The organism is Paenarthrobacter sp. PAE-2 (assembly GCF_026013155.1).
GTDB classification, from domain to species: Bacteria; Actinomycetota; Actinomycetes; order Actinomycetales; family Micrococcaceae; genus Arthrobacter; species Arthrobacter ureafaciens.
The window spans coordinates 53,263-63,845 of sequence record NZ_JAPDNV010000022.1 but is presented as its reverse complement, the minus strand read 5'-3'; the positions used below and the strand labels follow the sequence as shown (position 1 = coordinate 63,845).

Below are 10,583 nucleotides of genomic sequence, written 5' to 3'. Positions count from 1 at the left end.
GCACACTTTCCCCACTCCATGGGGCGCCGACGGCGCGGAACCGCTAGGTCGCATTCGTGCGCGTTTAGAGCGGTCAAAACGTGCACAACTGCGACCTACATGGGTTAGGCCGGGCCGAGCATTTTTGAGCTCCTGTCACCGGATATGACAAATTCGACACAGAAAGTGACACGTGATTCGAGTAATCCACTAGCCAAGTCGGGGCGACATGAATCATGCTTGCACCATGTACTCAACGTCGAGCCCATACCGCGTCATTACGGTCTGCACCGGGAACATCTGCCGCTCGCCCATGGCAGCCCTCATGCTCACCGAAGCCTTCAAAGCGGAAGGACTCGGCCACCTCGTTGAGGTGGACTCCGCAGGGACGACGGGGTACGAGGTGGGACACCCCATCGATCCCCGCGCGGCCCGTGTCCTGATGGCCCAGCACATCGCGTCGGAGGACCACATCGCACGGGAATGGCGGCGTGAGTGGTTCATTGAGAGGGACCTGATCCTGGCACTGGACGTCGACCATTTCGGCTGGCTCCAGGAAGGCGCTCCGGACAAGGAAGCACTGGGCAGGGTCCGCATGCTCCGCAGTTTCGACCCCGCAATGGCCGGCCGCAGCTCCCTCGACCAAGGCATCGAGGACCCTTGGTACGGCGGCCATTCGGACTTCGACAATACGTGGATCCTGATCAGGGCAGCGGTCCCGGGAATCGTGCAGCACGTCAAAGCGGCTATTGCCGAACGTGAAGGAGCAGGTCGGCTGGACGAGTCCGAGGACCACCAGCAGGTAACCTCTATGTCATGACCCCTGCCCCCGTGATTATTGCTGTCGACGGGAGGTCAGGCGCAGGCAAGACCACCCTCGCCGTTGAACTGGCCGCCCGCCTTCGGGAGCACCACAAAGTTTCCCTGTTCCATCTGGAAGACATCTACCCCGGCTGGAACGGGCTGGCAAGCGGCATTGAGCGCTATGTGGCAACGGTGCTTGCTCCGCTGCGCGACGGCAAACCCGCGGAATGGATCAGCTGGGACTGGGAAAAGCACTACGACGGTCGTACCCAGGTGACGCTCCCCGCGGAAATCGTGATCGTCGAAGGCGTCGGCGCGGCAGCCCAAGCCGCCCGCGGCATGCTCGACGCCGTCGTATGGGTGGAAGCATCAGGTGAGGACCGCCGTCGTCGGGCCCTGGCGCGCGACGGCGGGAGCTACGAACCGTACTGGGACGCCTGGGCACAGCAGGAAGAAGAGTGGCTGGCCGTCGACCCCGTGACGGACGCGGCGGACATCCGCGTTCAGAATCCCGCCGACGGCAGCGCCCCCGCGCACGTGCTGCAGGCCATGACGTACCTTGCACCGTTGGCCGCCGTGCTCTCGCCCGAGCTGAGCGCACGACGCGGCCTGCAACTTCGGGCGGAACGGATCGACGCGGCGCCCGACGCCGAAGCCCTCTTCCAGGACGTTTACGGATCGTCAACGAACGCCGTCTGGCTCGATTCTTCCAACGCCGACACCGCCATCACCGGCGGCACCCAGGCCGCCGCCCGCAGCCGGTTCAGCATCATGGCCGACGACGGCGGGACGTTCGGCCAGTCTGTCCGCCACTCGTCCGGGACTACGTGGGTGACGACCGGCTCGGCCACCGTGCGCAGCTCCGGCCCCTTCTTCCGCTGGCTGGACTCGGTGTGGGGCCGCCGGGCAGTGCGCTCTCCCGAGGGATACGACGGACAGTTCACGCTGGGCTGGCTGGGGTACCTCGGTTACGAGCTCAAGCGGGAAACCGGCGGCAACGACGTCAGCTCCGCTACCCCGGACGCGGCGCTGATCTTCGCCGGGCGGGCGCTGGTTCTGGACCACCGCGAGCACGCCGTCTGGCTGCTCGCGTTGGAAGCGCCCGACGCCGACGAATGGTTCAGCGCTGCCCGCGCCGCCGTGGGGGCTGCTGACGCGCACCCTGCAGTGCACCCGGCAACGGTCCGCCCGGTTTCCGGCCGGCGCGCCGTGGGTGTCCCCATCGATACCGCCGGGCAAGCCGTTGCAGCCGCTTCCCCGGAGTTCGTCTGCAGGGATTCGGCCACGGACTACAAGCGCAAAATCACCGAGGCCCAGCACGAAATCAGCGAGGGAAACTCCTACGAGGTCTGCCTCACCACCACGCTCGAGGCATCCGCGGGGGAACTCGACCCGTGGCAAAGCTACCAGGCACTGCGTCGCCGGAACCCCGCGCCGTTCGCGAGCTACCTGCGGTTCGGAGGCTTGGCGATTGCCAGTACGTCTCCGGAACGCTTCCTGCGGATCACCTCCGACGGCGGGATGCGGGCCGAACCCATCAAGGGCACGCGCCGTCGTTCGGCAGATGACGCCGAGGACATCCGGCTGCGGCACGATCTTGAGACCTCGTTGAAAGACCGCGCCGAGAACATCATGATCGTGGACCTGCTCCGCAACGACCTCAGCCACTTCGCGGTGCCGGGCTCGGTGACGGTGAGCAGGCTGTGCGCGATCGAAAGTTACGCCACCGTCCACCAAATGGTCAGCACCGTGGACGCCCACCTGCGGCCCGGGGCTCCGCGGGCAGAGGCCGTGGCTGCCGCCTTCCCGGCCGGCTCCATGACCGGGGCGCCGAAGATCAGCACCATGGACATCCTGGACCGCTTGGAAGCAGGGCCCCGCGGCGTCTACTCCGGAGCCATCGGCTACTTTTCGATGAACGCCGCTTCGGACCTGTCGGTGGTTATCCGCACGTTGGTGATAAATCCCGACGTCGGCGGCGGACGAATGCTTAGCCTGGGGGTAGGCGGGGCGGTCACCGCGGACTCGACGCCGGATGACGAGTACGACGAGATCCGCACCAAGGCCTTCGGCGTGCTTTCGACCCTTGGAGCGACGTTCCCTTCCTGAGTTTCCTTGGGCGTCCCGCTGGCTGGGCAGTTTCCGGGCCGGCTTTTATTGGAGGGTGGCCGTCAGCCGGGCCACGTTGTCCACATACTTGGCCAGAGGGGGTCTGTGCACCCAATCCTCGAGGGTAAGCTCACGGGACACCTCGCGATACGTAGACTCCACGGCCCGCATGAGGTTCACGGTGTCGGCGCCCAGGAGCATCACCGAGACCTCCATGTTCAAGGAGAAGGAGCGCATGTCCATGTTGCTGGAACCGAGTACCGCCACTTCGTCGTCGATCGTGAAGTGCTTGGCATGGAGGACGTACGGAGCCCGGTACAGGTAAATGCGGACCCCCGCGCCCAGGAGTGCTTCGTAGTAGGACCGTTGGGCGTGGTGGACCAGGAACTGATCGCCCTTTTCCGAGACGAACAATTCCACGTCAACTCCCCGTTGGGCAGCCGTGGTGATGGCGTAGAGCAGTGAATCGTCAGGGACGAAGTACGGGCTGCAAATGGAGATCCGGTGCTGTGCCGAGTAGATCAGGGTGTTGAACAGGCGAAGGTTGTTCTCGGTTGAGAACCCCGGACCGCTCGGCACCACCTGGGCCGTGACGTGTCCCGGATTCGGCTGCTCCGGCAGGCGGAGTTGGTCTTCAAGGGATTCGTCGGTCTCGCTGAGCCAGTCGGTGGCGAAGACGACGTTGAGCGTCGGGACGATCGGACCTTCGAGGCGGGCCATGAGCTCCACCCATTTCCGGCCTACCTTGCGGTGCTTGGCGTTGTTGTAGGACGGCTCGATCAGGTTTTGCGAACCGGTGAAGGCCAGCAGTCCATCGATCACCAGGATCTTGCGGTGGTTCCGGAGATCGGGGCGGCGCCATTGTCCGTGGATGGGCAGGAGGGGCAGCATAGGCCGCCACTGGATCTTGCTCGCTTTGAGCCTGCGCTTCAGCCGCCGGTAGCCCTTGATGCGGAGCGTGCCTATGTGGTCAAAGAGCAACCGGACAGTGACGCCGCGTTCCGTGGCGTTCTCCAGTTCGGTCAGCAGTTCATCAGTCACGTAGTCGCTGCTCATGATGTAGAACTCGGCGTTGATGTAGCTCTTGGCCCCGCGGATTGCCTCTGTCATGGCCTTGATGGACTCTTCGTAGCCGGGGATGAGTTCCACTTTGTTTCCGTCAACCATGGGCAAGGAACCCAGCCGGTGGTTAAGCTCGCCGGCCGAACGGACCCATTCCGGGCCGGAGTACTCGCTCGTGGGGTCGGACAGATCGGATGTGATGGACCGGACCCTGTGGTTGACCGCTTCCTGCTGTTCCCTCCGGCGTTTGGAGAGCCTGAAGTTGCCGAACAGCAGGAACAGGACAAAGCCCACGGAAGGAATCAGGAAGACAGCCAGCAGCCAGGCCATGGCCGTGGTGGGGCGGCGATTACCGGGAATGATGCCCAGGAGGACAATGCGCATGATGACTTCCGCAATGACCCAAACGCCCAAAAGCCACGTCCATTCAGGGCCCAGCGGGAAAGGGAAAAGCATTCGACAAACCCCCACGGTTCATGAACTAACGGTGACCACAGCCTATCCGCCGTGCGGGTTGCCGGGCGCCACTAAGCTGGGACCATGACTTCTCCCGCGCCAACGGTCCTCGTTTTCCTTGATCCTGCCTACCCGAACGGCAGGGTGGCCGATTCCAGCCAGCCGCAGCTCATGGCCACGGATCTGGGTGCCACACGCGGTGACGGAGTCTTTGAATCCCTGCTCGCCGTCCAAGGCAGGCCTCGCAAGGTACAGGCGCATCTGAACCGCTTGGGCAGTTCCGCAGCGGCACTCGATCTGGCCATTCCGGAGCAGGACGCCTGGCGCAACGCCATCGATACCGCCCTCGCCGAATTCCGCACGAACTACCCTGCTCCAACGCCCGAGGAAGACGAAGTCGTCGTCAAGCTCCTGGTGACCCGCGGCGTCGAAGGCGCCGCAACGCCCACGTGCTGGGTCCAGGCTTCGCCCTCACCCGCCGGCAGTCGCCGGCAGCGCGAGACGGGCATCGACGTCGTACTTCTTGACCGCGGTTTCGACACCGAGGCCGGCGAGCGAGCGCCCTGGCTGCTGCTGGGCGCCAAGACGCTGTCCTACGCCGTGAACATGGCAGCGCTGCGTTATGCGCACAAGCAGGGAGCGGACGACGCCATCTTCACATCCACCGACGGCCGCGTCCTTGAAGGGCCTACCTCCACGGTGCTGCTGGCGCACCTGGAGACGGTGGACGACGGCGAAGGTTCCGTCAAGACGGTCCGGCGCCTGATCACGCCCCAACTGGACAGCGGCATCCTGCCCGGCACGTCCCAGGGCGCCCTTTTTGCGGCAGCCAAGGCAGCGGGTTGGGAGTTGGGCTACGGTCCACTGGTGCCTCAGGACCTGTTTGATGCCGACGCTGTCTGGTTGATTTCGAGCATTCGGTTGATCGCGCCCGTGAACCACATCAATGGCCAGGAAATCGGCTCACCCGCAGTGCGCAAGCAGCTGACGGCTGAGTTGAACCAGCTCTTCGCGGGGATCGAATAGGCATACGCCCTGGACCTGCACCCAGTGTGCGGCACTTGCACGGCAACTGCCCGCAAGGAACCTAACAGACACCAAGTGAAATAATCGCTTCGATGACGCTCTGATTAGAAACTCTTAAGCTCAGGCTTTGCGCTCCTTCGCGTCCAATCGGTTTCCTTAGCCTCCTTGAAATGGGGCTTCGCCCTGTGATGAACCTTGTTCTCGTGTTAGTTGGATCACCTCCTCCTTGCACCACCTTGTAGAGTTTGCCGGCTAACTTTCCGGAGGGAATATGGGACTCAGCTCCCCAACACATGCCGAGGGATCGGCCACCGACGCGTCGTCGGACAGAAGGCCTTCAGACGTTAATGCATCGGATGGAGGGTCTTCCGCCGAAGGCCTTCGCCGTTCCATGGGTGCGCGCCACCTGGTGATGATCGCCATGGGCGGCGTCATCGGTTCGGGCCTGTTTGTCAGCTCGGGTTACACCATTGCCACCGCAGGACCACTGGGAGCCGTCATCGCCTTCCTCGTCGGCGCCGTGGTGGTCTACCTGGTCATGGCCTGCCTCGGGGAGCTCGCCGTTGCGTTCCCCGTCTCAGGCGCGTTCCACATTTATGCAGCGCGGACCATTGGGCCCGCCACCGGCTTCGCCACTGCCTGGTTGTATTGGCTCTGCTGGGCGGTGGCCCTGGGATCGGAGTTCACAGCAGCCGGGTTGCTCATGCAGCGCTGGTTCCCGGACGTCGACGTCTGGATCTGGTGCTTCATCTTCGCCACCGTCCTCTTCACCCTCAATGCGATTTCATCGCGTGTCTTTGGCGAATCGGAGTTCTGGTTCGCGCTGATCAAGGTTGCCGCCGTCGTCGGCCTGATCATCCTGGGCGGAGCCGCTTTGCTGGGCTTCCACCCGCTGGCCCAAGGCGATTACCCGTCATTGACGGAGAACTTCACCACCTCCCAAGGCCTGTTCCCCAACGGCTTCACCGGCGTTTTTGTAACGTGCCTGGCCGTGTTCTATGCCTTCTCCGGTTCGGAACTGATCGGTGTGGCTGCGGGTGAAACCGAGGACCCGGGCAAGAACATTCCCAAGGCCATGCGCACCACGGTCATCCGGCTCATGATCTTCTTTGTCGGGGCGATTCTGGTCATCGCAGCAACCATCCCTTACGAGAAGGTCAGCGTTGACGAAAGCCCGTTCGTGACGGTGTTCTCCATGCTCGGCATCCCGTTCGCTGCGGACATCATGAACTTCGTGATCATCACAGCGTTGTTGTCCGCCGGCAACTGCGGACTCTTCTCCTGTGCGCGGATGCTGTTCTCCCTCGCCGACGAGGGCCATGCACCCAAAGCGTTCCGAAAGCTCACCAAGCGCGGTATCCCCATGGTCGCACTCTGCGTGAGCATGCTGGGCGGGCTGGCATCGTTGATCAGCAGCGTCGTGGCACCCGCAACTGTCTACCTTGTGTTGGTCTCTGTTGCGGGCTTCGCAACCGTGGGCGTTTGGATGTCCATTGTGGCCTCGCACTTCGTTTACCGGCGGACCTTCGTACGGAACGGCGGCGACCTCTCATCGCTCCCCTACCGCGCTCCGCTGTTCCCGCTGGTACCAATTCTCGCGTTTGCGCTGTGCGTTGTGTCCCTGGTGGGCATCGCCTTCGATCCCAACCAGGTTGCAGCTCTGCTGTTCGGCATCCCGTTTGTTGGTGTTTGCTATGCCGTCTTCTACTTCAAGTACGGACGACGCCGGCGACTCCCCCAGGCGATCGAGGGCAAGGCCTCTGTAGGCTCCTGACCTCTTCTGGAACCAGGGCAGCCCCCGAGCAACCTTCACTGGTTGCGCAGGGGGCTGCCTTCGTCTGCAAATCTCTATCTATAAGGCCTCGAAGCCTCGGCGGGGTGTGCCGCCACCACCCACTTTGAGGCGGCGGAGGCCCAACACGCCGGGAAAACCCCGCCCCGCGGCGCCTAGTGAGCCCAAAGAAGGTCGTGGAGGTACGGCTGGACAGCTACTTCTTGGCCGCCCGAACCGGATGCTCGCTGAGGATGGACAGCCTGTTGAAAGCATTGATGCCAATTGCTGCCATGCAAATCACGCTGATCTGCTCGTCCGAATAGTGCTCCCGCGCTTCAGCGAAGAGCTCGGCGCTGGGCCTGGAGGTGCTCATTCGGGTGATCTGCTCGGCAATCTTCATGGCCAGGACCTCTGCGGCCTCGAACAGTCCCACTTCCCTGTAGACGGCAACCAGGGACAACCGCTGCTCCGTCTCTCCGTACTTCAAGGCCCGCCGGTGATGAAGGTCCAGGCAAAACGCGCATCCGTTGATTTGTGAACAGAGGTAGTTGATGAGTTCCAAGGTCTTCCGCGGAATCCCCACTCGGTCGGCTTCATCCACTAACTGCTGCGAGTAGTGCGTCAACGTGGCGTAGAGGTCCGGCTGTTGCTTGTCCAGATAGCCGGCAAGGCGCGGCGATGTCTCCTGTTCGGGCATGCTTGGAGCCTAGCGCAACGGGACGTGATAGAGCGTCGCCCAAAAACCGGCGGGAAGTGATAGAGGATCACTCGCCGGGGACGATGTCCGCCGCGAGGCGGATGTGGTTCTCAGCCAGCCACTGCGGGTTGAAGGCTTTGCTGAGGTAGTTCGTGCCGGCGTCGGGGGCTATCGCCACCACCACCGAACCGTGGGGCGCCGCCCTGGCCACCCGCAAGGCCGCTGCCACAGTGAGTCCCGACGACGGCCCCAAGGACAGGCCCTCTTCGTCAAGAAGCCGGTGCACCACGGTGTAGACCTCGTCGTTGGGGATGCGGAGGAAGCGGTCAACGATCGAGCGGTCGAAGATCTTGGGCCACTCCGCCGCCGGCCATGAGTTGCCTACGCCATCCACCAGGATTTCGCCGGGATGGCCACCGCTATACGCGGAGCCGTAGGGATCGGCGCCCACCACTTCCACGTGCCCGCCCGGCCGTTCCTTCGCCGCCCGTTCCTTCAGGTACCGCCCGTTACCGCTGATGGTCCCGCCCGTGCCGATGCCCGCCACGAAGTGGGTTACGGCGCCCCCGGTCTGCTCCCAGATTTCCGGTCCCGTGGTCCGGTAATGCGCCAGGGGGTTGGCCGGGTTGTCGAACTGCATGGGACGCCAAGCTCCGGGAGTCCCCTCCACAATGCGTGCAGCCACTGCCCGGGCATTCTCCGGGGATTCGGACGGCGCGCTCCAATCGGTCAGGATCACCCGCGCACCGTAGCTGTGCAAGGCAGCGAGCTTTTCCGAGGAAATGGTGTCGCCGGTGACCACCACCACCGGATGCCCGGTGAGCCGCCCAATCAGCGCGAGGCCAATCCCCGTATTGCCCGACGTACTCTCCACGATCGTGGCCCCGGGCTTCAACTCGCCGGCCTGTTCGGCCACCCGGACCATGCTCAAGGCCGTCCGGTCCTTGATGGATCCGCCGGGGTTCTCCGACTCAAGCTTGATGTGGATGCTGCTGCCCAACCCGCGGCCCAGGGCCTCGAGCTTCACCAGCGGGGTGTTCCCTACCCTCTCCAGCACGGAGGCGTCCAGCGCATCGGCAGGGACAGTTGCAGCATGCGCGCCGTGCTTCCGATGTGCCGTCGTCACCATTCGTTTCCACCTTGCCGGAGTCCGTCAACAACAATCCGAAGCTCCCGCCGCGCGTGCTCCACCAGTTCCGGGGCGGACGGCCGGTCTGCAAGGACGTCGGCAAGGCGGCCAACGACGGCTGCAGTCCCCTTGCCCAGCGGCTGCGCAGCTCCCGCTTCGAGCAGCAGATAGGACGCCGTCAGGGCCTCAATGGCGAGCAGCTTCTCCACGGCGTCGACGGACTTTTCAAGTTGCTGCAGGGCGAGCGGCGCGAGGGTTGAATGGTCTTCGACGTCGGCAGACAAGGTGGGTGCGCCAAGGGTGGCCGGCACTGCCAGGAATTTCAGTTCGGCGAGGAGCCCGGCCGCCGAGTACCACAGCAGCCCCGGCAACTCTTCCTGCACCAAGCCGGACCCGGCCGCTGCGGCAAGGTGCTTCGCCCGGATGGCACGCTGCGGCGGGTAGAGCTTGGCGATCCTGCGTTCACTCGGAATGCCCACGTGGGCGAGCGCCAAGCGCAAGCCTTCGAAGGCCAACGCCAACTGCATCGGCTGGAAATTGCCCCCGGAGACCATCTGCCCCGATTCGAGGTCCACCAGCGGATTATCTCCCCTGCCGTTCAACTCCACGTCCAACGCTGCCGCCAACTGCCCCACCGCGGCCCTGAACGCCCCGTGCGTCTGAGGCGCAGCCCTGAAGGACAGGGCGTCCTGCACGGAAACTTCCGGGCGTACGTCTTCCAGCCACCCGCCGCTCAACAGGCGGCGGACGGCGGCGGCCGATTCCCGTTGGCCGTCCACGGCCTTGGCCGATTGGATAGCCGGCGAGAAGGGGCTGAGGTTGCCGCCGCCGTCGTACCTCGCGATGGTTTCCAGGGAGAGGGCGAGCGCGACGTCCGCAAGCCGGGCCACATGCCGCAACCTCAGCAAGGCGAGGGTGCCGGCACCTACCGAATAGGCATTCGCGCTGACGAGGGCCAAGGCCTCACCGGCGTGGAGCGTAAGGGGCTGAAGTCCGGCGTCCGCGAGGGCCTTGGCGCCGGGCACCAGGACGCCGGACGCGTCGAGCGCTTCTCCTTCACCGATCGCGACGGCGGCGACGGCGGCCAGTTGGGTGAGGTCGGAAGAGCCCACCGAACCCTCGGCCGGGATGGCGGGGTGGACGCCGCGGTTCAGGAGGTCGGCGTAGAAGCGGGCCGTTTCGGGCCGGACGCCTGAACCGCCGCGACTGAATCCGACCAGGCGGGCGAGGATCACGGCGCGTGCTTCGGCGCGGCTCAGATAGGGTCCCACCCCGCTGTTGTGGTACCTGACCACCTGCACTTGGTAGGCGAGGATGGAGCCGTCCTCAACAGCGGTATCGCGGCCGGATCCCAGGAGGGTGTTGAGGCCGTAAACCCGCTCGCCGGAGGCCGCCACTTGCTCCACGACTTCCCGTGAACGGCCGATCAACGTCAGGGCATCGTGGTTGAGTTTCACGTGGCAGGAGTCGTCCGCCGCCGCCATCGCGATGCTTTCGGCATGCACGGGCGCCGTCCCTATCAGCAGCACCTTCGACTCCGGGGACAT

At 64.4% G+C, this 10,583-nt stretch carries 8 protein-coding genes; 4 read left to right on the top strand and 4 right to left on the bottom strand.

The genetic code is table 11. The features are described from left to right. Positions 1 to 226: 226 nt before the first annotated feature. On the top strand, positions 227 to 799 hold the full coding sequence (locus OCL88_RS14155; RefSeq protein WP_264962917.1) for a low molecular weight protein-tyrosine-phosphatase: 573 nt from the start codon (positions 227 to 229) through the stop codon (positions 797 to 799). Continuing rightward, entirely contained in the window at positions 796 to 2,892 is a 2,097-nt protein-coding gene (pabB, locus tag OCL88_RS14150; RefSeq protein ID WP_264962916.1) for an aminodeoxychorismate synthase component I, read from the top strand. The genes OCL88_RS14155 and pabB overlap by 4 nt, the downstream gene beginning before the upstream one ends. 45 nt (positions 2,893 to 2,937) lie before the next feature. Here the strand turns inward: pabB and cls are convergent, their stop codons facing one another. Further along, on the bottom strand, positions 2,938 to 4,410 hold the full coding sequence (cls, locus tag OCL88_RS14145; RefSeq protein ID WP_264962915.1) for a cardiolipin synthase: 1,473 nt from the start codon (positions 4,408 to 4,410) through the stop codon (positions 2,938 to 2,940). Positions 4,411 to 4,494: 84 nt separating this feature from the next. Here cls and OCL88_RS14140 point away from each other — a divergent pair, with 84 nt between their 5' ends. Next, complete coding sequence (locus OCL88_RS14140) at positions 4,495 to 5,436, top strand: aminodeoxychorismate lyase (protein WP_264962914.1); 942 nt, start codon at positions 4,495 to 4,497, stop codon at positions 5,434 to 5,436. A 271-nt stretch (positions 5,437 to 5,707) separates the two neighbouring features. Further along, on the top strand, positions 5,708 to 7,210 hold the full coding sequence (locus tag OCL88_RS14135) for an amino acid permease (protein WP_264962913.1): 1,503 nt from the start codon (positions 5,708 to 5,710) through the stop codon (positions 7,208 to 7,210). 214 nt (positions 7,211 to 7,424) lie between these two features. Here the strand turns inward: OCL88_RS14135 and OCL88_RS14130 are convergent, their stop codons facing one another. The 3 genes from OCL88_RS14130 to OCL88_RS14120 all read right to left on the bottom strand — a co-directional run bounded on the left by OCL88_RS14130 (position 7,425) and on the right by OCL88_RS14120 (position 10,583). After that, a complete protein-coding gene (locus OCL88_RS14130; RefSeq protein ID WP_264962912.1) occupies positions 7,425 to 7,907 on the bottom strand; it encodes a carboxymuconolactone decarboxylase family protein in 483 nt (160 codons plus the stop codon). Between the two features lie 67 nt (positions 7,908 to 7,974). After that, complete coding sequence (locus OCL88_RS14125; RefSeq protein WP_264962911.1) at positions 7,975 to 9,036, bottom strand: PLP-dependent cysteine synthase family protein; 1,062 nt, start codon at positions 9,034 to 9,036, stop codon at positions 7,975 to 7,977. Further along, positions 9,030 to 10,583: an aromatic amino acid ammonia-lyase gene (locus tag OCL88_RS14120; protein ID WP_264962910.1), complete on the bottom strand. Its 1,554-nt coding sequence runs from the start codon at positions 10,581 to 10,583 to the stop codon at positions 9,030 to 9,032. The genes OCL88_RS14125 and OCL88_RS14120 overlap by 7 nt, the downstream gene beginning before the upstream one ends.